Source organism: Paenibacillus sp. RRE4 (genome assembly GCF_031844205.1).
GTDB lineage: Bacteria > Bacillota > Bacilli > Paenibacillales > Paenibacillaceae > Paenibacillus > Paenibacillus xylanexedens_B.
The window spans coordinates 142,605-166,936 of the sequence record NZ_JAUZUT010000007.1 but is presented as its reverse complement, the minus strand read 5'-3'; the positions used below and the strand labels follow the sequence as shown (position 1 = coordinate 166,936).

Here is a 24,332-nt window from a genome sequence, read left to right as displayed (position 1 = left end):
CTTCGTAAAATAGTTGTTAAAGCGACATCAATGTAATTTTTAAATCTGCTAATCTTTACAAAACATAAGCAAATTAAAATGAAAAGTATAACTTCTTATATTCTTCTGTTTACATAAGGTAACGAGATCAGTTTAGGACAATCATGTTAAATTTTTGTAAAGTGAAAGGATTCGGAGTTTTGATAGAGAAAATGTAGGTAATATATACCATTATTACCATTCGCGAAATTGGAAGATGACTCCTGCTTAATTCCTCGATTGATGACAAACACTACTTATTATTCCTCCTAATTGTGTTAATTTAAGGCGAAATATTAACACTTTATACTTCAAAGATCTAATTTAACCAAAATTTTACTATACATTCTTTGGAAATTTGATATAATTCTACGCAGGTCGACCTTCCAATTATGCAAAAAAATAGAATTGGTGGGTTTTTATACATACCTAGGCTATGTGCGAGAAACCAGTCCACTGGATACCCAGCAAGCCGGCATGCGAGGACCGACAATTGTAGAAAATGACAGCCGAGAATGTTTTGCTCGATGACGCCAGAAGGTTCAGAAAGAATGAAGCTAACCTTATCCCAATTACGATGGAGGATGAAGCGCGTGAGCATTTTTGAAAAGCTGGAATCTAACGTAAGATCTTACTGCAGAAGCTTTCCGGTAGTATTCGACCGGGCCAAGGAAGACCTGTTATATGCTGAGGATGGAAGAGCATATATTGACTTTTTTGCAGGTGCTGGAGCACTGAACTATGGCCATAACAACGATTATATTAAGGGTCAGATTCTCGATTACCTGACCTCTGATCGTATTATGCATGGTTTAGATATGTACACAATGGCCAAGCGCGAATTCATCCAGAGTTTCTCGGAACGGATCCTGGAGCCAAAGAAGCTGAATTACAAGCTTCAATTCTGCGGTCCGACGGGCACAAATGCGGTGGAAGCGGCACTCAAGCTTGCACGCAAGGCGAAGAAAAGAACCGGTATCTTTGCATTCATGGGCGGTTTCCACGGCATGTCACTTGGCAGCCTCTCGGCAACAAGCTCCAAGTCGATGAGGGAAGGAGCGGGGCTTCCTCTGGATGGAGTTACATTCATACCACATCCGAGTGGGGCTTTCGCAGATATAGATACACTTGGTTATATTGAAAATATTCTAACGGATTCCCACTCCGGAGTTGATAAACCGGCTGCCATTCTGCTGGAAACTGTTCAAGCTGAAGGTGGCATTCATGTCGCTGAAGCACAGTGGCTACGTGGATTGCAACAGATTTGCCGCAAGCACGATATCCTGCTCATTACCGATGAGATTCAAGTCGGTTGCGGCCGAACTGGAGAATTCTTCTCCTTTGAACGTGCGGGGATTGAGCCGGATCTGATTACACTGTCAAAGTCGATCAGCGGGTACGGCCTGCCAATGTCCCTCCTGCTCCTGAAGCCTGAACTGGATCTCTGGACGCCAGGGGAACACAATGGTACCTTCCGCGGCAACCAGCTTGCTTTTGTGGCTGCCAAGGCTGCTCTTGAGTTCCGGGATAGAACATCTTTGGAAGAACAAGTGAAGCAGAAGGAAGAGTTCGTGCGCTCTTTCCTTGATAAAGAAATCAAACCTCTACATCCATCCATCACTATCCGCGGAATCGGCCTGATCTGGGGCATTGACGTTTCGGGCTTTACGGATGAAGCAGGGGCGAAGCGGATGTCGGAGATCAGTTTCGAGAACGGACTGATTATTGAAAGGGCTGGCAGAGGGGACCTCGTCCTGAAGATTATGCCTCCGCTGACGGTTTCTATGGAGAATCTGGCTGCTGGTTGCGATATTATCAAATCTAGTATTCAGCAGGTGATCTCACAAGAGACCCAGCGTTTGCTGGTAACGACCTAAGCTTAATCAGACTGACAGCTACCCTGGCAAAGGAATAGTACTTCTGCCGGGGGCGGCGCTTAATCTCGTGTTGAAGATGAATTTTGTTCCCATAGGAATATTTCAATCGAAAATTCCTTGGCACCGTCAGGTAACAGGCGAATTCACTGCTGATTCTAGAGCTAACCCATTCATCTAATACAAAGCATTTTTGAGAGCAACATGAAACACCATCTTCACATGTAATCGCCCGGGAAAAGATCACTACCCCGCAGCCTGATCTTGACTTATCCACATTAGGACTGCGGGGAATGCACTAATCGTACATAGAGTGTATCCATGCCCTTAAACATAGGTTTCAATCAAGGCAACTCCGTTGCAAAATGCGAAGGTACGGCTGAATTCTTACTGGCCTACTGGAATCCTGCAGCACGTCTTACATCAATGGGAGGAGCCTCCCTTGTCCACCTCTAATCCCAATTCCGAATCCAAGGTTAAATTCAAGGTCCGTTTTCGGGCATCTGTATTCACAGTAAAGTTGTCACATTTTGAAAAGGCGGGGAGCATTGCTGCGGCATAGGCTCTGCCGGATTGCTTTTACCGATGAAGAGAGGGGAACGATCCAGGTGGCTTTTGAAAAAGAAACGTTGTTTTGGAACGAAAAACTCGGTAGTGATGATGATATTTTGACGCGCTTGCCTTACAGCAAAACTCAAAACCCTTTAAGTCCCATAATGACAACCGTTAGTGGTTCGCTTTCAGAGAAAGCGTCGCAACGTATCCTTCAAATGAGTAAGGGAGCTCCGCTGGCGACGTTTATGATTATGCTTGCTGGTGTTCAGTCACTTTTATATAAATATACAGGCGCTTCCGACATTTTGGTTGGTATGCCAATCGTACCGAAAAAGACGGAACAGCGCCGATCCATTAATCATACTGTCATATTAAAAAACTCGTTTTCGGCGTGCACGACTTTTAAAACACTACTGAGTGAACTCAGGACTTCCTTACCGAAAGCGATTCAGAATCAACATATTCCGTTCTCGAAAATGACGGAGAAGCTGGATCTACAATATGCGGACGGGAAGCCCATCATTCATACATCAGTCTCTCTCAAGGAGCTACATACGGATGAAATCGCACAATATGCGGTCACGGATTGTTCTTTTGAGTTCAGCATAACCGGCGGGAACATACAGCTAGACCTGTTATACAACGAGCATTTATATGATTCTAAATTCATGACTCGGGTTGTTGGTCATCTCAACAGCCTGCTAAATGTAGGTCTTCACGAGCTGGAACTGGACATCGTGAAGATTGATATGTTGTCTGAAGAAGAGAGATTTCAATTGCTCCAAAGCTTTAACGATACCAAGCGGGACTATGCCCTGGAATGGACAATTCATCAACTCGTAGAAGAACAGGTACAGCGGGTGCCAGAAGCGACGGCAGTTGTTTTTGAGAATCAGCAACTTTCCTACGCGGAGTTGAATGAACGGGCCAACCGGCTGGCGAGAACGCTACGATCCGTCGGTGTGTTACCCAATCAATTGGTCGGATTGATGGTAAGGAGATCCCTGGAGACGGTAGTTGGTATTCTGGCGGTTCTAAAAGCTGGCGGTGCTTACGTGCCCATTGATCCCGAATACCCCGAAGAACGAATCCGTTACATTCTGGAGGACTCTAACGCGCAGCTGCTGCTGACTCAAAGGGAACTGATGCACCAAGTACCTTTTAAAGGGACTGTTCTTGCACTGGATGACGAGAACTCCTATGACAACGATGGGGCGGATCTAGAGCTCGCTAGTGGCCCGAATGACCTCGCTTATGTCATCTATACGTCAGGTACAACAGGCAAACCCAAAGGGGTCATGCTGGAGCATCGGGGCTTGGTAAGCTTGAAATTGATGTTTGCGGACAGGCTTGGTATTACGGAGCGAGACCGAATTGTTCAATTCGCCAGCCTGTCATTCGATGCATCCTGCTGGGAAATGTTCAAAGCGCTTTACTTTGGTGCGACTTTGTACATTCCCACAGCCGAAACGATTCTCGACACTCGTTTGTTCGAGAATTATATGAATGAGCATGCAATTACAGCGGCGATTTTGCCGCCAACGTATAGCGCTTATTTGCAACCGGAACGGCTCCCTAGTTTAACGAAACTCGTAACGGGAGGCTCGGCGGTATCAGCCGAATTCGTGCAACAGTGGAAAACGAAGGTTCACTATTTCAATGCTTATGGCCCTACTGAAGCATCCATTGTTACGACGCTTTGGGATGCAAATGAGGAGCAACCGGAACACAGAGTGATTCCGATCGGGCGGCCACTGGCGAATCACCAGATTTTTATTTTGGATGCTCAACTGCAACTTGTACCTCCAGGAGTGGACGGCGAGTTGTGCGTGGCAGGAGTCGGGCTTGCGAGAGGTTATCTGAACCAACCAGAGCTAACGGCAGAGAAGTTCGTGGAACATCCGTTTGCACCAGGAGAACGCCTTTACCGGACGGGAGATCTGGCCCGCTGGCTTCCAGACGGAAATATGGAGTATTTGGGGCGGATCGACCATCAGGTGAAAATACGTGGATTCCGAATTGAAATTGGGGAGATTGAAGATCAACTTCTGAAGATTGACTCCGTGCAGGAGACAATCGTGATAGCTCGGGAAGGTAAAAGTGGCCAAGAACTGTGCGCATACCTGGTCGCAAGCCAACCGCTTACATTAGGTGAATTGAGAAGCACGCTGGCGCAAAACTTGCCGAATTACATGATTCCTGCACATTTCGTTCAGCTTCCACGGATGCCTCTTACACCGAACGACAAAATTGACCGCAAGGCTTTGCCTGCCCCAGAAGGAAATGCACTGATTGGAGGCGAGTACGTAGCTCCCCGAAATGAAGTGGAGCGGACTCTTGCTGATGTATGGCAGGCCGTATTGAACGCTGATCGCGTTGGGGTAACGGATCACTTCTTTGAGCTTGGTGGAGACTCGATTAAGTCCATTCAAGTATCTTCGCGTCTTCATCAAGCCGGGTACAAGCTGGAAATCCGGGATTTGTTCAAATATCCGACGATCTCACAGCTCAGTCTGCATGTGAAACCGATTGGACGTACCATCGATCAAGGAGAAGTTACGGGTGAAACAGTACTGACGCCGATCCAGCAATGGTTTTTCGAGAGCTCCTTTGTAGATTTCCATCATTTCAATCAGTCGGTGATGCTGTACCGAAAGGACCGATTCGACGAAGAAACGGTAGGACATGTACTGCAAAAGCTGGCCGAACATCATGACGCTTTGCGAATGGTATTCCGTAAGGCGGAACAAGGGTTCAGCGCCCGGAACCGAGCAATTCAGGAAGGCGGGTTGTTCACGCTGGATGTGTTCGACTTCAAGGATGAGCAACACACCGGGCAGGTTGTGGAAGCGAAGGCAACGGACATTCAAGCAGGTATTGATCTGGAGAATGGGCCTCTTATGAAAGCAGGACTGTTTCAGTGTGCGGATGGGGATCATCTGTTACTGACGATTCACCATGCCGTGGTGGACGGTGTGTCTTGGCGTATTTTGATGGAGGATTTCGCACTGGGTTACGAGCAGGCCGTCAAAAACGAGAACATTCGTTTCCCGGCGAAAACGGATGCGTACCGCACTTGGTCAGAACAATTGGCCGCTTACGCACAAAGTGCGGAGCTTGCGAAGGAGCGAGCCTACTGGCAGGACGTGGAGCTAATTGAGGTTCCGGCCATACCGAAGGATATGGAGACGGATATGACGACACAACAAGACAGCGAATCACTATTCGTCCGTTTAACTCCCGAAGAAACAGAGCTGTTACTGAAGCGGGTTCACCGAGCTTATAACACGGAAATGAATGATATTTTAATTACGGCGCTCGGCATAGCCATTCGCAAGTGGACAGGAAACGAACGTGTGCGGATCAATCTCGAAGGACATGGACGTGAATCCATCGGAACTGATATCGACATTAATCGCACAGTTGGCTGGTTTACGACCAAATTCCCAGTGGTCCTGGAGTCGGAAAGCGATCGGGATTTGGCCTACCAGATTAAGCAGGTCAAGGAACGCTTGCGCCGCATTCCTAACAAAGGTCTTGGCTATGGCGTATGCCGTTATCTCTCCAAGTTGGAGGATAGCTTGGTTTGGGGCGCAGAGCCGGAAATTAATTTTAATTACCTCGGTCAGTTCGACGATGATGTCAATCAAGATGAGATCGGCATATCTTCTTATTCCAGTGGTAGCCCGGCTAGTGATCGGCAGGCCCGCAGCTTTGTGCTGGATATTAACGGCATGGTGCTGGACGGAGCTCTATCGCTTGATCTTAGCTACAGTCGGAAGCAGTATCGGAAGGAAACGATGGAATTTTTTGCTCAAGGTCTTGAGCAAAGTCTCCGAGAGCTCATAGCGCACTGTGTAGGGAAAGAACATACCGAACTGACACCAAGCGACGTACAATTTAAGGGTTTGACCATTACAGCATTGGAGCAAATCGCTCAGCGTTCCGGTCATCTCGGGGAAATCGAAAATATTTACTCGCTTACGCCGATGCAAAAGGGTATGTGGTTCCACAGCGCGCTTGATCAGCAAACAGCCACTTACTTCGAGCAGACGCGATTTACGATGCGGGGAGCACTCAATGTCCGGCTTTTCGAAAAAAGCTGGATGGAGCTTGCGAAACGACATCTGGTGTTACGGGCGAATTTTGTGAAAGCTCCGACAGGGGAGCCGTTGCAAATTGTGTACCGTGATAAACCAGTTGGCTTCGAATATGAAGAATTGCTTCATTTGAAAATGGATGAAAAACAGGCCTATCTGGACAAAAAGGCTGAGGATGACAAACTTCGCGGCTTCGACATGGAACATGATGCACTTGTTCGCTTTACGATCCTGCGTACTGAAGAGCAAAGCTACCATGTATTGTGGAGTTTCCAGCATATTTTAATGGATGGTTGGTGTCTGTCTCAGCTGACACAGGAGCTGTTTGAGGTGTATTCTGCTTTGGTCTCTGGTGAGCAACCGGTGGTAGATCAAGGAGCAGATTACGGTACTTATATCGAATGGTTGGAGAAGCAGGACGAAAAGGCAGCATCCGATTATTGGACGGCATTCTTGGCAGGTTATGAGGGGCAAACGGTACTCCCCGGGCAAAAGGAATCAGCGCCGCATAACAGATTTAAAGCCGATCACGTCACAGCTCTGCTGGGCAAGGATTTAAGTGAACGGATGGATCAGGTAGCGAAACAGCACCTGGTTACGGTAAATACACTTTTGCAGGCTACATGGGGTGTGATGTTGCAAAAATACAACGGAACTCACGATGCCGTATTCGGTAGCGTTGTAGCCGGAAGACCGGTGGAGATTCCAGGCGTCGAGTCCATGATCGGTCTGTTTATCAATACAGTTCCGGTTCGCGTCACGAGTGAAGCCGACACCGTATTTGCCAACCTGATGGTGAAGCTTCAGGAGCGAGCGCTGGAGTCCGGGAGTTATGATTACTACCCGCTGTATGAGATTCAAGCCCTCAGCTTGCAAAAGCAGAACCTGATCAACCATATCATCGCTTTCGAGAATTATCCTGTAGATGAACAGATGGAGCAAGCGGGCGACCAGAACCATGGGGAACTGACGATCGCGGACGTTCAGATGGAGGAGCAGACGAACTATAATTTCAACGTGACCGTATCACCTGGAGCCGAGATCGAAATTCGCTTCGATTTTAATGCTGAAGTGTTCGACAAAGATAGTATCGAGCGGCTGAAGGGGCATCTCGTACATCTGCTGGAGCAGGTGACGGCTAATCCGAAAATTGCGGTGGGTGAGTTGGAACTTGTGACGGAGACTGAAAAGACGGACCTACTCGAACGTTTTAACGATACCACCACAGCGTTCCCTCGCGATAAGACGCTCATTCAATTGTTCCAGGAACAAGCGGAGCGCATCCCGGATGCAACGGCTGTCACCTTGAATGGACACGAGATGACCTACCGCGCTCTGAATGAACGTGTCAATCGCCTTGCCCGTACCTTGCGTACTCACGGGATAACCCGAGGAGGGCTAGTCGCTATTATGGCTGAGCGTTCCATTGAAATGGTAGTGGGTATGCTGGCGGCACACAAAGCCGGAGCAGGTTACGTACCAATTGATCCGGAATATCCCGAAGAGCGTATCCGTTTTCTGATCGAGGATTCGGGAGCTCAGGTCATGCTGACCCAAAGCCACTTGCGTGAACGTCTGGCGGATTCGGACTCCGTGATCTTATTGGATGATGAATTTTTCTATCACGAGGACAGCACTGATCTACATCCAGGCACGGAAGCGACAGATCTGGCATGCATTATCTATACTTCAGGAACGACGGGCAGGCCGAAAGGCAACCTTGTTACACATCGTAACATCGTGCGTATCGTGCGAAATACGAATTATATCGACATCACGGAGCACGATCATGTCCTCCAGCTTTCGAGTTATTCGTTTGACGGAGCGATCTTCGATATTTTTGGTGCTTTGACCAACGGAGCACGGTTGGTACTGGTTCCCCGTGAGACTGTGCTGGAGATTAGCCAGCTAGCGGATCTCATTCAGCGCGAGCATATCTCTGTGATGCTGATAACGACGGCTTTTTTCAACGTGCTTGTAGATGTGAACATCGACTGCTTGCGAGATGTCCGGGCAATATTGTTCGGAGGAGAGCGAGTGTCGGTTGGTCATGTGCGTAAAGCGCTCGCCCATATCGGACCGGGAAAACTTAACCACCTGTATGGCCCATCGGAAAGCACGGTGTATACCACATACCTTCCGGTCGACTTCATTGATGACGCAGCGGTTACCGTTCCCATTGGAAGACCCATAAGTAATACAACGGTATATATCGTTGACAGCCGTAACCAACTTCTGCCGATCGGTGTGGCTGGCGAACTCTGCGTTGGTGGGGAAGGTTTGGTACAGGGTTACAATAACCGCCCCGAGCTGACGGCGGAGAAATTTGTGGACAATCCTTTTGAACCGGGAGAGCGCATGTACCGGACGGGGGATTTAGCGAAATGGTTGCCGGACGGTGCGATTGAATACGTTGGACGGACGGATGACCAAGTGAAAATTCGTGGCTTCCGGATTGAACTCGGCGAGATTGAAGCTCAGCTTCAGAAAGTAGAGGGGATTCGAAAAACAACGGTATTTGCCAGGGAGAATGCTTCCGGCGAAAAGCAGCTTTGTGCTTATTATGAAGCGGACATCGAGCTTCCAGCGGCTGAGGTGAAGAGTATACTATCCCAGGAGCTGCCGTCCTATATGATTCCGTCGTACTTGATCCAGCTAGAGCAACTCCCGCTGACAACGAACGGCAAGGTTGACCGTAGGTCTCTCCCGGCACCAGAGGAGAGCTTGCAGGTAGGCGAAGATGGGACTCCACCACGGACTCCACTTGAAGCTAGCCTGGCTGATATTTGGAAAAGTGTGCTCGGACTCGCGCACATTGGCGTTCATGATAATTTCTTCGACCTTGGCGGACATTCACTTCGGGCGACAACACTGGTAAGTAAGGTGCACCAGGAGTTGAACGTTGAGTTGCCTCTGCGGGACGTATTTCGCTATTCGACAATTGAAGAGATGGCCCTAGCCATATCCCGGATCGGAGAGCAGACGTTCTCGTCGATTCCGTTGGCAGATAGAAGAGCATATTATCCACTTTCATCGGCTCAGAAGCGGTTGTATATCCTGAATCAGCTGGAAGGTGCAGATCAGAGCTACAACATGCCTGGTGTGTTACTGGTGGAAGGAACGATCGATCGGAGTCTGCTGGAAAAGGCTTTCCGCGGACTGATTGCACGGCACGAAACGCTGCGAACCGGCTTCGAGATCGTGCAAGGCGAAGCAGTACAGCGCATTTACGAGAGTGCCCACTTTGCTGTGGAGTACTGCCATGCGAACGAGGAAGAAGCGCCAGACGTTGTACAGGCCTTCATCCAGCCTTTCGATTTGGCGAAGCCTCCACTGCTGCGAGCGAAACTCGTAGAGCTGGCGACCGAACGTTATTTACTGATGTTTGACATGCACCATATCATCTCCGACGGGGTTTCGATGGATGTATTCGTCGATGAACTCGTTCGTCTATATGGCGACGAGACATTAGAGCCTTTACGCATTCAATACAAGGACTATTCGGTATGGCAGCAGTCAGACGAGCATAAGGAGCAGTTGAAACGGGAGGAAAGCTATTGGTTGGAACGTTACCAAGGCGATTTGCCGGTGCTGGAAATGCCGACGGACTATCCGCGTCCTGCCGTGCAAAGTTTTGAAGGGCAGACATTAACATCTTTCGTGGATGGGGAAACGAACGAAGGTTTGAAGCAACTGGCTGCTCAAAGAGGAACGACGCTGTATATGGTGTTACTTGCGGCATATACCGTGCTTTTGCATAAATACACAGGCCAGGACGATTTAATTGTCGGAACGTCGATTGCGGGCAGAACACATGCAGATACGCAGCCTTTAATCGGAATGTTCGTTAATACGCTGGCGCTTCGCAATTATCCGACTTCAGACAAAAGCTTCCTATCGTATTTGGAAGAAGTGAAAGAAACGACTTTGGGGGCTTACGAGCATCAGAACTATCCGTTCGAGGAGCTCGTCGATAAAGTGCAGGTTGCCCGGGATCTGAGCCGTAACCCGCTCTTTGATACCATGTTCTCCTTGCAAAACTTGGAGGATAAAAAGATAGAACTGAAAGGAATGAAGTTATCACCGTACCCTAGCGACTACGGCTCGGCCAAGTTCGATTTGAGCGTAGATGTTACAGAAGAAGACGGCGTGTTGGAGTGCAACTTTGAATTCGCAACGGCTCTTTATAAAGAAAGCACGATTCGAAGACTGCAGGCTCATTTCGGACATTTGCTTGCGGCGATCGTAAGCCGCCCGGATGCGAAGATTGCTGAGCTACATCTGTTGACCACAGCGGAAAAAGAAAAAATGATCCTTGCGTTTAATCCGGCACAACCGGAAGCAGAAACGACTCCTGCGGCTGCGTTCCACCGTCTGTTCGAGGAACAAGCCGAACGCACGCCTGAATCCGAGGCTGTCGTGTACGAAAGTGATCGGCTGACGTATGTGGAGCTGAACGAGCGGGCGAACCGTTTGGCGGCTACGCTATGTGTAAGCGGCATTGGCCGGGAATCCATCGTCGGTATTCTCGCCGAACGTTCGGTGGATTTGCTGGTAGCCGTATTGGCTGTCTGGAAAGCAGGCGGCGCATATGTACCGCTCGACCCGGATTACCCGGCAGACCGTGTGCGGTTCATGCTCGAAGACAGCGGAGCGAAGGTGCTACTCACCCAAGAGCCCCTGCGAGAATATGCCGAAGCTTGGCTCGTTGAAAAGGAGCTGGCGTTGTCGGTAGTGTTGTACCTCGACGACGAAGCATCCTACAGCGAGGAGCGGGCCAATGCGCCGATGAGTTCTGGCATGCATGATTTCCACGAAGCCCGACCGGAGGATCTGGCCTACGTAATCTATACGTCGGGAACGACAGGACAGCCCAAAGGCGTCATGATCGAGCACCGCAGTCTGGTGAATACGGCGGCAGGATACCGACGGGAATATCGATTAGATCAGTTCCCGGTGCGGCTGTTACAGCTTGCCAGCTTCTCGTTTGACGTATTCGTGGGCGATATTGCACGCACGCTGTACAACGGAGGCTCCATGGTCATTGTGCCGAAGAATGACCGGATCGATCCGTCTCGTCTGCACCATTGGATCGAGCAGGAGCGGGTGACTATTTTTGAATCAACGCCAGCGCTGATTGTGCCGTTTATGGATTATGTGCATGAAAATCAGCTGGATATGAGTCAGATGGAGCTACTCATCACAAGTTCGGATAGCTGCAGCGTGGCAGATTATCGAACCTTGCAGGAGCGGTTCGGCTCTTTATTCCGTATTATCAACGCCTATGGCGTAACGGAAGCAGCGATTGACTCCAGCTTCTACGACGAGCCGCTGGAACTGCTGCCAGAGACAGGGCATGTGCCTATCGGCAAAGCGTGGTTAAATGCGAAGTTTTACATTGTGGATGCACACCTGAATCCCGTGCCTGTAGGTGTGCTGGGCGAGTTGGTTATCGGCGGAGTTGGGGTCTCGCGCGGATATTTAAACCGTCCGGAGCTGACGGAAGAGAAGTTCATAGGCAGTCCGTTTGGCACAGGTGAACGGTTGTATCGCACAGGGGACTTGGCGCGGTGGATGGAAGACGGCAACGTGGATTTCATTGGTCGAATGGACAATCAGGCTAAAATTCGGGGCTACCGTATTGAAACAGGTGAGGTCGAAGCGAAGCTGTTGCGTGTGGAAGGCGTACGCGAAGCAACCGTTCTGGTTCGAACTGATGCGGAAGGGCAGAAGATGTTATGCGCGTATTACACACCGAGTGCAGGAACGGATCTGGCAGTAAACAATCTGCGTGGCGCGCTGGCACAGGATTTACCAGGATACATGATTCCATCGTACTTCGTGGAGATGGAGCAATTGCCTCTGACGCCGAACGGAAAGATTGACCGGAAGGCGCTACCAGCGCCGGAAGGGGAAGCAGGAAGCGGAGCAGAGTATGTTGCACCACGCAATGAGCTGGAAAGAAAATTGGCTTCGATATGGCAGGAAGTGCTGGGACTTACGAGAGAGATCGGCGTGTACGAGAATTTCTTCGACATCGGAGGTCACTCCCTGCGGGCAACGTCACTGGTCAGCAAGATTCATAAAGAGTTGAACGTGGATCTGCCACTGCGAGAGGTGTTTCGTCATTCCATGATCGAGAACATGGCGGTTGCCATTTCCCGGCTAGATGAGCAGAAATTCGTTGCTATTCCGCTGGCGGAGAGACGTGAGGTGTACCCGCAATCTTTTGCTCAAAAACGCCTCTTTATCTTGAATCAACTGGAAGGTGCGGAGCTTAGTTACAACATGCCGGAAGCCATGGTGCTAGAGGGTGCTTTAGATCGTGCAAGGTTCGAAGACGCATTCCGTAAGCTTGTGGATAGACATGAAATGTTGCGTACCGGGTTCGAGATGGTGGATGGCGAAGCATCTCAACGGATTTACCAGGACTTCAATTTTGCCGTGGAGTTCTACCCGGCGGATGAGCAAGAGGTCGAAGAGATCGTTCGTCGTTTTGTCCGTCCGTTTGACTTGGCGAAACCTCCGCTACTGAGAGTAGGCCTTGTCCAGCTTAATCCGGAACGCCATATTCTAATGTACGATATGCATCATATTATTTCCGACGGTGTTTCGATGGAGATCTTTGTTGAAGAATTCGTCCGCTTGTATGGGGGAGAACAACTGGAGTCTTTACGCATTCAGTACAAAGATTATGCCGTTTGGCTACATTCTCAGGAGCAGAAGGAACGGCTTCAGCATCAGGAAACATACTGGCTGGACATGTTCCAAGGGGAACTTCCGGTGCTTGAAATGCCAACCGATTATCCGCGTCCTGCTGTGCAGAGCTACGATGGTCACACACTGGAGTTTTTCTTAGAAGCTACTAAAACGGATGCCCTAAAGCAGTTGGCTTCAGAGACGGGCACGACACTGTTCATGGTGTTGCTTGCTGCGTATAACGTGCTTCTGCACAAATATTCAGGTCAGGAAGATGTGGTCGTTGGTACGCCAATTGCCGGAAGGAATCATGGAGATGTGCAACCGTTAATCGGGATTTTCCTGAACACACTGGCAATTCGCAGTTACCCATCTTCGGAGAAGACGTTCCTGTCATACCTGAACGAGATTAAAGAAACGACCCTCCAAGCTTTTGAGCATCAAAACTATCCGTTCGAAGAATTGGTGGACAAGGTGCAAGTCACCCGCGATTTAAGCCGTAATCCCCTTTTTGACACATTGTTTACGATGCAGAATACGGAGAACGAGGAATTCGAGTTGGAAGGGCTCCGTTTGACTTCCTATCCGAGCGCAATGGATACCGCAAAGTTTGATATCAGCTTGGATGTGGGCGAGGAGAACGGCGGCTTGGATTACAGCTTCGAATATGCGACGGCTCTTTATAAAAGGGAGACGATCAAACGTCTGGCCAAACATTACGAGCAGCTACTCGTCACGATTGTAAGCCGTCCGGATGCGAAGATAGCCGAGCTGAGCTTGTTAACGGCTGAGGAAAAAGAAATGCTCAGCGCATTTAACCCGGCGCAGCTAGAAGTGCAAGTTGCTCCCGCGGTTGCGTTCCACCGTCTGTTTGAAGAACAGGCGCAGCGCGCGCCTGAATCGGAGGCGGTTGTGTACGAGAATGACCGTCTAACGTATGCGGAGCTGAATGAGCGGTCGAATCGTTTGGCCGCTACGCTGCGCGCAAGCGGCATTGGCCGAGAATCCATCGTTGGTATTCTTGCCGAACGTTCGGTGGATTTGCTGGTAGCGGTGCTTGCTGTCTGGAAAGCAGGCGGCGCGTATGTACCGCTTGACCCGGATTACCCGGCAGATCGCGTACGGTTCATGCTGGAAGACAGCGGAGCAAAGGTGCTACTCACCCAAAAGCTACTGCGAGAGCGTGCCGAAGCTTGGCTCGCAGCAGAGGAACTGGCGTTGTCGGTAGTGTTGTATCTCGATGACGAAGCATCGTACAGCGAGAAACGGGCAAATGCGCCGATGTGTTCTGGCATGGATGATTTCCACGAAGCCCGACCAGAGGATCTGGCCTACGTGATCTATACGTCGGGAACGACAGGGAAGCCGAAGGGCGTCATGATTGAGCACCGTAGCCTCGTGAACACAGCGGCAGGGTACCGGCGGGAATATCGATTAGATCAGTTCCCGGTGCGGTTGTTGCAGCTGGCCAGCTTCTCGTTTGATGTGTTCGTGGGCGATATCGCACGCACGCTGTATAACGGGGGCACGATGGTGATTGTGCCGAAGGACGACCGGATCGATCCATCGCGTCTGCACCACTGGATTGAGCAAGAGCAGGTTACTATTTTTGAATCGACGCCAGCGCTGATTGTACCGTTTATGGAATATGTGTATGAGCAGGGGCTGGATATGAGCCACATGGAGCTACTTATCACCAGTTCGGACAGCTGCAGCGTAGCAGACTATCGAACCTTGCAGGAGCGTTTTGGATCATTATTCCGAATCATCAACGCTTATGGGGTGACGGAAGCAGCGATTGACTCCAGTTTCTACGACGAGACATTGGAAATGCTTCCGAAGACAGGGCATGTGCCTATCGGCAAAGCGTGGTTAAATGCGAAGTTTTACATTGTGGATGCACATTTGAATCCCGTGCCTGTCGGGGTGCTGGGCGAACTGGTTATCGGCGGAGTTGGGGTCTCGCGCGGATACTTGAATCGTCCAGAGCTGACAGAAGAGAAGTTCGTCGATAGTCCGTTCATCGCGGGGGAACGGTTGTATCGCACGGGAGACTTGGCGCGGTGGATGGAAGACGGCAACGTGGGCTTCGTCGGTCGGATGGATAATCAGGCGAAAATCCGGGGGTATCGGATCGAAACGGGCGAGATCGAAGCAAAGTTACTACAGGTGGAAGGCATGCGCGAAGCCGTGGTGCTGGTTCGAAATGACGCAAATGGACAGAAAGTGCTATGTGCATATTACACAGCGGATACGGGAATGGATTTGGCAGTAAACGATCTGCGCGGAGCATTGGCTCAGGAGTTGCCAGGGTACATGATCCCATCTTACTTCGTAGGGATGGAGCGTCTGCCTCTGACGCCAAACGGCAAGATTGACCGGAAGGCGTTGCCATCGCCGGAAGGGGAGGCAGGAAGCGGAACGGAGTATGTCGCACCGCGCAATGAACTGGAAATAAAGTTGGCCTCGATTTGGCAACAGGTGCTGGGGCTTACGAAGGAGATCGGCGTGTACGAGAACTTCTTTGACATCGGTGGTCACTCTCTACGGGCAACGTCACTGGCGGGCAAGGTATTTAAGAAATTAAATGTTAATCTGCCGTTGCGTGACGTGTTCCGTCACTCGACCATTGCAACGATGGCTGAGGTAATTGCGCAGATGGAGCGACGTGAACATGAGGCTATTCCTCAAGCGGATGTGAGAGAGTACTACCCTCTCTCCTCTGCACAGAAGCGATTGTACATCCAGCATACGCTGGATGGAGCAGATCAGCTTTATAATATGCCTGAACTGGTGCGGTTGGAAGGTGAGTTTGATTTAGAACGTTTTGAAGTTGCCTTGCGCAAACTGATAACACGTCATGAATCACTGCGCACAAGTTTTGAAGTTGTGAAGGGTGAAGCGGTTCAGCGCATTTACCAGCAGGTTGATTTTGCTATCGAGCACCATCAATCAGATCCAGAGGATATGGCCCAAATCGAGCAGACCATCCGCAACTTCGTTCGCCCGTTCGACCTTGGCAAGGCGCCGCTTCTGCGCGTCGGGGTCATAGAACTGGAGCGGGACATGCATATTCTCCTTTTTGATATGCATCATATTGTGTCCGACGGTGTATCGATGGCGATTGTGATGGATGAGTTCTCGAGTTTATACGCCGGTGAGGAACTGCCTCCACTACGGATTCAATACAAAGATTACGCTGTCTGGCAACAGTCTAAGGACTACCAAGACCGGATCGCGCGGCAGGAAGCGTACTGGCTGAAAACCTTTGAAGGCGAACTGCCGAGGGCCGATTTACCGATGGACTATGAACGGTCTGCGATTCGCGATTACGAGGGCATGCACCTGGATTTCGACGTTGATGCTTCTCTCTCTGAGGGGCTGCGTCAATTAGCGGCTGAGCAAGAAAGCACGCTGTACATGGTACTGCTAGCGGCATATACCGTTCTGCTGTGCAAGTACAGCGGGCAAGAAGATATCATCGTGGGTACCCCGGTTGCGGGAAGAACGAATGCCGATTTGGAGCCGGTCGTCGGAATGTTTGTCAATACGTTGGCACTCCGCAATCGTCCGTCGGGCGAAAAAACGTTTATGTCCTACCTTGAAGAAGTGAAGGAGACCGCATTGGGTGCTTTTGAGAACCAGGATTATCCGTTCGAAGAGCTCGTAGAGCGTTTGAATGTGAAGCGGGAACCGGGCCGCTTTCCATTATTCGATGCGGTTTTCGACTTGCAAAATATCGAAGAAAAAGACGTCGAACTGGAAGGGGTCAACCTGAAAAATGTTGAACTCGACCAGCTTGAAGAAGCCAAGTTTGATCTAACCCTGTTTATGTATGAAAACAACGGCTCGCTAAGCGGGGGCTTCTTCTATGCCGCCAAGCTGTTCAAAGAGACGATGATTCGCACATTGACCGAGGATTACCTGCGGGTGCTGTCTCAAATCGTGGAAAATCCGCACCTTGAGCTAAAACGGATTGAATGTCATAAACCAAAGACAGACGGAAAGAATGCAGTTGATACAATCGAGTTTGCGTTTTAACGCTGCAATCGTGCCTTTGATGTCTGGTAAAATCTGCACGCATCCCAAGTAAGATGGCGAACAACATGCAAGCCCATACATGCACAGATCCGAAAACAAACGTTTTTGGATCTGCGCGGGGCATGCGGTCACTTCATTTTAGGGGAGGTATCCATGAAATCTTTATTTGAAAAGGAAGAACGATACTGGAGCAGCAAGTTTGATGCCGGTGATAGCCTGAGCTTCCTTCCTTACAGTCAATCCTCCAAATTATCGGCAAGTGGGGAAGTCCAGGCCAAACCGGGCTTGCTTGACCGAACTCTGCCAAGCGAACTCTCGGAGAGAATTATTGGCCTAGCGAGTGGTTCCGATTTGGCGATATACATGGTTGTTTTGGCAGGAGTAAAAGGCCTGCTGTTCAAATATACAGGCCAGGGTCAAGTACTGATCGGTATGCCTTCCTATCAAGCAGAACCGGATGGGGCGAAGCCGCCGCATGAAATCCTGGTCATCAAAACGGCTGTAAGCCATCAGACGACGCTTAAAACGCTGCTTGGGGGAATCAAAACCTCTATCGGCGAGGCAATGGAGCATCAGCACCTGCCTTTTCGGAAAATGGTGGAGCCGCTCCATCTGGGTTACACGAAGGATGGCTTTCCAGTCATTAATACGGTAGTCTCCTTCGCCCCGATTCATCCCGAACCGCCGGGCAACCGGATGGTGAACGATATGACTTTTCGCTTCGACCGCGAAGACAGTTCGATCAAGTTGGAGATAAGCTATGACGGGCAGCGCTATGATCATGCGTTTGTGGAACAGGCAGCCGACCATCTGGTTCGACTACTATCCTTCCTTTTAATTCAGCCGGATCTGGAACTTGGACAAGCTGATGTACTGTCTCCAGATGAGAGGGAAACGCTCCTGAATCAATTTAATGACACCGAAACCGGATTTAATCGTGCGCAAACCATCCACGGCTTGTTTGAAGAACGGGCAGCGCTTTACCCGGACAACGTAGCCGTTGTCATGAATAATGCGCAGATGACTTACCGCGAATTAAACGAACGTTCCAACCGCCTTGCGCGGAAGCTGCGGGAGACAGGAGTCAAAGCCGACCAACTGGTCGCGATTCTAGCTGAACGCTCGATTGATATGGTTGTTGGCATCCTAGCGATTCTCAAAGCCGGCGGGGCTTATGTGCCTGTTGATCCCGATTATCCAGAGGAGCGCATCCGCTTCATGATTGAAGATTCAGGCGCACCGTTATTACTGATTCAGAAGCATTTGCATGAAAAGACCGACTTTGCAGGGACTCGGCTTGAATTAGATCATTTTGTTTGGGAAGAGAATGGGTTCAGCTCCGAAGGTACACGGGACTCTTCGAACTTAGAACCGATATCTGGATCGGGAAACTTGGCCTATGTTATCTACACGTCTGGAACGACCGGTAAACCTAAAGGAACCCTAATTGAGCATAAAAACGTCGTGCGCCTTCTGTTTAACGACAAGAACTTGTTTGACTTCGGGCCAGCCGACACATGGACACTGTTCCACTCCTTCTGCTTTGATTTCTCTGTTTGGGAAATGTACGGAGCGTTGCTGAATGGAGGTAAGCTGGTCATCGTACCACCGCTTACGGCGAAAAGTCCCGCTGATTTTCTGGCGCTGCTAAGCAGCGAACAAGTCACGATTTTGAATCAGACGCCGACGTATTTTTATCAGCTGCTCCGTAAGGTTTTGGTCGATCATGCATATCATCTACGGATTCGTAACGTCATCTTCGGAGGCGAAGCGCTCAGTCCGTTGTTACTCAAGGGTTACAAGACGAAGTATCCGGAGACAAAGCTGATCAACATGTACGGCATTACGGAAACGACCGTTCATGTGACATATAAGGAAATTACGTGGACCGAAATAGACGCGGCGAAGAGTAATATCGGCAAGCCTATTCCTACGCTTCGTGTATATGTCCTGGATGTAAACCGTCAACCCGTTCCAAAGGGTGTAGCGGGCGAAATGTTCGTGGCAGGTGAAGGCCTTGCGAGAGGATACCTGAACCGTCCGGACCTAACAGAGGAGAAGTTCGTCGATTCCCCGTTTGTGAAGGGGGAGAAACTGTACCGCACGGGTGATTTGGCAACTTGGTTGCCGGATGGCAATATCGAATATCTGGGCCGGATTGATCATCAGGTGAAAATTCGTGGGTACCGGATTGAGTTGGATGAGATCGAGAACCAGATGCTGAAGATGGAAGCTGTGCAGGAAGCCAAGGTGCTTGATCGCGAAGATGCGAACGGTAATAAGCTTCTTGTTGCTTATTACGTCGCAGAAACAAGGCTTTCGGCGCATGAACTCAAGGAGGGACTCTCCAAGCAACTTCCGGGGTATATGATTCCTTCGCACTTCGTGCAGCTTTCGCAGATGCCGCTGACCTCGAACGGGAAAATTGACCGCAAAGCATTGCCCGCGCCAGGGGAAGCCGCGGCCAGGGAAGCCGAATATGTCGCGCCGAGAACGTTGCTTGAGATGAAAATCGCCCGTGTGTGGCAAGATACGCTTGGCGTTCCGCAGGTCGGAGTAAAGGATAACTTTTTTGAGCTCGGTGGCAATTCGTTAAGCCTGATGAGGCTCGTTCAAGCTGTTTACGATGAAACAGGAATTGAGATCCCGCTGAACCGCGAGTTCCATCATTTCACCGTTGAAGCCATGGCTTTTGGAGAGGGAGATCTGGGGCTGGATCAAGGGGGAGACTCTTTCATTAAGTTGAATAAAACAGGTGATCTTAACGTATTCTGCTTCCCTCCCGGTAGCGGCTTCGGCATAGGTTACCGAGAACTCGCAAGTAGGCTCGATGGACGATTCATGCTCTACGGCATTGATTTTATCGACGATGCCACCGATTACGAGTCCATGCTAAACCGCTATGTCGATGAAATTGTTCGCATCCAGCAAGAAGGGCCTTACGTGTTACTCGGTTATTGCTTCGGAGGCAACCTGACGTTTGAGGTAGCTAAAGCGATGGAGAAAAGAGGGCATGTCGTAGCGGATGTGCTTATGGTGGACTCGTGGATTAAGGAAACGCTGACACCAGCTGAAACGTCAGAGAAAGAGGCTGAAGAAATGCTTGCTGAATTTGACGAAGAAGAGAAGGAATTAATGAGTAACTCACTCGTACGGGAGAGGGTTCATCGGAAGGTCAAAGCGACCTTGATGTATGAGGCACAGCTTATTAATTCTGGAACGATCTCAGCCCGGATTTATGAACTGATTGCGAAGGACAGCGAGGCGTTTCGTCTGGAGCACCAATTACCGTCCTGGCGGCGTGCGACAAAGCAAGCTTACACCGATTATCGTCTCGAAGGCGCGCACGAGGAATTATTAGAGCTTTCCCGTGTGGACGAAACAGCTGATGTTATCCGGGATATTTTAGAGCAAGTTAAGCGGCAGATTGAGGCGGAGGCTGGAGTACTGCATGGAAGCTGACCAGCAGCCATTTGTTCGAGAACAAGTTACCGCGGAACCTTCCAAGCGTCAAACCGCTTACGCGACATGGAAAGCGTTCCGCTGGCTGATGTCCTATGTAAGCCGTCATAAGGGCTGGATGATCGTCGGCACATTGTCCGCCATTGCTGCGGCTGTCATTGAGATATGGACGGGAAGTTTGATTGAGCAACTGACCACGCAGGCCGAGAAAGGGGCAGGGCCAATCGTACTGCAGATCGTATACGCGGTCTTTGTGGTCATCCTGATCGGTGTACCAGCGAAGTTTTTCATGAGTTTTGGCGTGGAGCGAAGCAGTGCTTCCGCGGTTCAGGATGTCCGTAACGATGTCATGCGTCATATCGGCAAACTTCGGGTCTCCGATTTGGAAAAGCAGCACTCCGGTGACATGCTGTCGCGAATCAACAATGATCTGCAACTCATCCAGCAGTTTATGATTCGGGATTTTGCCCAGTGGTTTTATCACCCGCTATTGTTTATTGGCTGTTTCGCATATTTGATCTACCTCCAATGGGAGCTGATGCTGTACAGTCTGCTGTTATTTCCGGTAGCGTTGCTGGTTTCTCAATGGATTGGCAAGCAATTGGAGCGGTTGACGGAGGAAGCTCAGACCAATATGGGTCGAATGAACGTGAACCTCCAGGATACGCTTGGGGGGATGCCTATTGTAAAAAGCTACCTGTTATCCGGGATGTTATCTCGATCCTACCAAGTGTTGTTGCAATTGACAGCTCAAAAAAAACTGGCCGTGAAAAAGCGGGAAGCCTGGGTTAACCCGTTGCTTTCTACACTGATGATCAGTCCGATCATTTTCGCAGTCAGTTACGGAAGTTATTTGATCTATCAAGGGCAGTTAGGCGCGGGAGAACTCGTTGCCTTCTTATACTTGCTGAATCTGTGTCTTGAACCGCTGGAACATATTCCCGAGCTTATCACGCGTACGTTCGAAATGGCCGGTGCCTTAAGAAGGGTTTCCGACATCGTTGAGCAGCCAACTGAAACAGAAAATGGCCGTTTCCTTCCGAAAGCGAACGCAACGCCTATTGAATTCAAGAACGTAACCTTTGGATATGAAGATCACTCTCCGATCCTGCGGAATGTGAGCTTCTCTGTACCGGAAGGCAAGACGATTGCTCTTGTCGGAGCGAGCGGTGGAGGGAAGAGCACGGTGTTTAAGCTGATTTGCTGCTTTTATCCGCTACCGGAGAAAAGCCAGGGTGAGATTCGCGTGTTCGGCAGCCGGATTGATGGTGCCGATCCGGAGCAACTGCGGTCACATTTTTCCGTGGTCACTCAGGATTCGTATTTGTTTAGCGGTACGATTGCCGAAAATATTGGCTACGGGCAGGAGGGAGCATCGATGGAAGCGATTATAGAAGCTGCCAAAGTTGCTCAGGCACATTCCTTCATTATGAAGCTCTCTGATGGATACCAAACGTATGTCGGAGAGCGCGGCGGATTTTTGTCAGGTGGGCAGCGTCAGCGTATCGCCATGGCTCGGGCTTTTCTAAAGGATGCTCCCGTGCTGTTGTTGGACGAGCCTACGTCGGCCCTTGATCCGGAGTCGGAAAGTGCGGTTCAGAAAGCACTGGGTGTATTGATGAAACAGAGAACAACGATGGTTATTGCTCACCGACTTTCTACGGTACAAAGTGTCGACGAGATTTGGGTCATGGAACAGGGAAATATTGTGGAGAAGGGCACTCATGAACAATTACTGGGGATGAATGGGCTGTATGCCCAGTCTTACTACCAGGAGTTTACCGAGTCCGCCGAACGCAGGGAGGTGGCGCACACATGAAAAAGGGCGGATGGCTCTCGCAAGTTAAAGAACTTGGCTATTTGCTGACATTTATGAACCGCAAGCAAAAAACGCAGTACGCCACTGGCCTGGCTGTAACGGCGCTCACCCAAACATTGTTTCTGATCGCATTCAGTTTGGTCGTACATAACTTGGTTGATTTCGCCGTGTCCCGAGATACGTCCCTGATGGTGAATGCTTTTATCATTTTGGGCACGGCGCTGTTTCTGGAAAATATTATTTCACCCTGGTTCATTTACTTGTACCAGCGGAGTGTTGAGTTGACTGTACTGAACATCCGAAAGCGTCTTTATGACAAGCTGTGCCGGGTCCGTCCGAGATTCCTGGAGCAAACCCACCATGGGGACTTGTTGTCACGGGTGAACAATGACGTAACGACAGTTGAGTTTACATTTTCACAGGTTTACTTCGTTTTGTTGCTACAAATTGTTTTTTGCATCGGCTCTATTGTTTCCATGGTGCTAATTGACTGGCGGTTTGCTGGCGTATCTTTCGTTATTCTACTATTGTCCTCTGCGGTCAGCCTGAAATTTGCACGAGATATTCGTGTCTTGTCCGAACAAGGATTGCAAACGCTCGGTAAAATGACTGAAAAATTCAAAGATTTCATGGGTGGCATTCAAATGGTGAAACTGTTCCGCATCCGTTCGATTTATAGCCAGTATGAGGCGTTGAACGAACAGATGACCCAGACGCTTCGGGAAACTGCGCAGAAGAACGGCATGCAGGCTGCGGTGAATCATTTTATTAGCTACGTTACGTTTTGCGGCATTATCGTCATCGGTAGTCTTCTCTATGCCTACGGACTGATGGGAATGGGGAGTGTTGCTGCCCTGGCCGTTTTGCAAGTGAATCTGACACACGCTTTGTTGAACCTGGGGATGGTTCTGTCCATGACCCAGAATTCGCTCGCGGGGGCTCACCGGATTCAAGAGGTACTAGCAGAGGAAGAGGAACCGGAGCGACTGGGATCTCCAGACAGCAAACATTTTTCGGATGCTGCGGTGGAGTTTCGCGATGTGGAATTTTCCTATCAGATGGATAAAAAGGTGCTTGAAGGCATGTCCATGAAGGTATTTCCCGGCCAAGTTGCAGCAATTGTGGGAGCCAGCGGCAGCGGCAAAAGCACGCTGATCAAGCTGTTGCTCGGTTTTTATCCGGTGGACAGCGGAGAAATCTTGCTCCAAGGCAAAGCGTTTGGCCATTACACGCTGGATGAAATCCGCAGGCAGATTGCTTACGTTCCGCAGGAACCGTTCTTGTTTACAGGCACAATCGAGGAAAATATCCGCTATGGCAAGCCGGAAGCTACGGATGAAGAAGTTGTGGAAGCTGCCAAAGCGGCATACGCTCATCATTTTATTCAGGAACTTCCTGAGCAGTATCAAACGTCGGTGGGAGAGAGAGGCGCATCGTTGTCAGGCGGACAAAGACAGCGCATTGCGATTGCGCGAGCGATTCTTAAGAATGCACCGATTCTCCTGCTGGACGAAGCAACCTCTGCACTGGATAACGAATCCCAGCATTGGGTACAGCAGGCTCTGAACGTATTGATGAAGGGACGTACGACGATTCTTATCGCGCACCGTCTCAGCACCGTGGAACATGCGGATTTGATTACGGTTATGAACCAAGGAACAGTCGTTGAGCGGGGCCGTCATCAGGATTTGCTCGCACTTGGAGGTTATTACGCCCGGCTTTACGGTTAGCTGATTTATATAAGTTGAATAATTTTTTTACACA

At 49.9% G+C, this 24,332-nt stretch carries 5 protein-coding genes; all 5 read left to right on the top strand.

What is annotated here, in order from left to right; translation table 11 throughout:
• The first annotated feature begins 611 nt into the window (after positions 1-611).
• The 5 genes from ectB to Q9R46_RS23620 all read left to right on the top strand — a co-directional run bounded on the left by ectB (position 612) and on the right by Q9R46_RS23620 (position 24,298).
• Positions 612-1,895, top strand: coding sequence for a diaminobutyrate--2-oxoglutarate transaminase (gene ectB, locus Q9R46_RS23640; RefSeq protein ID WP_311282023.1), 1,284 nt, complete (start codon positions 612-614; stop codon positions 1,893-1,895).
• A 545-nt stretch (positions 1,896-2,440) separates the two neighbouring features.
• The gene (locus Q9R46_RS23635) at positions 2,441-17,287 is read left to right on the top strand and encodes a non-ribosomal peptide synthetase (protein ID WP_311282022.1); all 14,847 of its coding nucleotides are present in this window, start codon (positions 2,441-2,443) and stop codon (positions 17,285-17,287) included.
• Between the two features lie 153 nt (positions 17,288-17,440).
• Positions 17,441-20,749 carry a non-ribosomal peptide synthetase gene (locus Q9R46_RS23630; RefSeq protein ID WP_311282021.1) on the top strand — a complete coding sequence of 1,103 codons (3,309 nt, stop codon included), beginning with the start codon at positions 17,441-17,443 and terminating at the stop codon, positions 20,747-20,749.
• On the top strand, positions 20,739-22,568 hold the full coding sequence (locus Q9R46_RS23625; protein ID WP_311282020.1) for an ABC transporter ATP-binding protein: 1,830 nt from the start codon (positions 20,739-20,741) through the stop codon (positions 22,566-22,568). The genes Q9R46_RS23630 and Q9R46_RS23625 overlap by 11 nt, the downstream gene beginning before the upstream one ends.
• Positions 22,565-24,298, top strand: a complete 1,734-nt coding sequence (locus Q9R46_RS23620; RefSeq protein WP_311282019.1) for an ABC transporter ATP-binding protein — start codon at positions 22,565-22,567, stop codon at positions 24,296-24,298. The genes Q9R46_RS23625 and Q9R46_RS23620 overlap by 4 nt, the downstream gene beginning before the upstream one ends.
• Positions 24,299-24,332 lie beyond the last annotated feature (34 nt).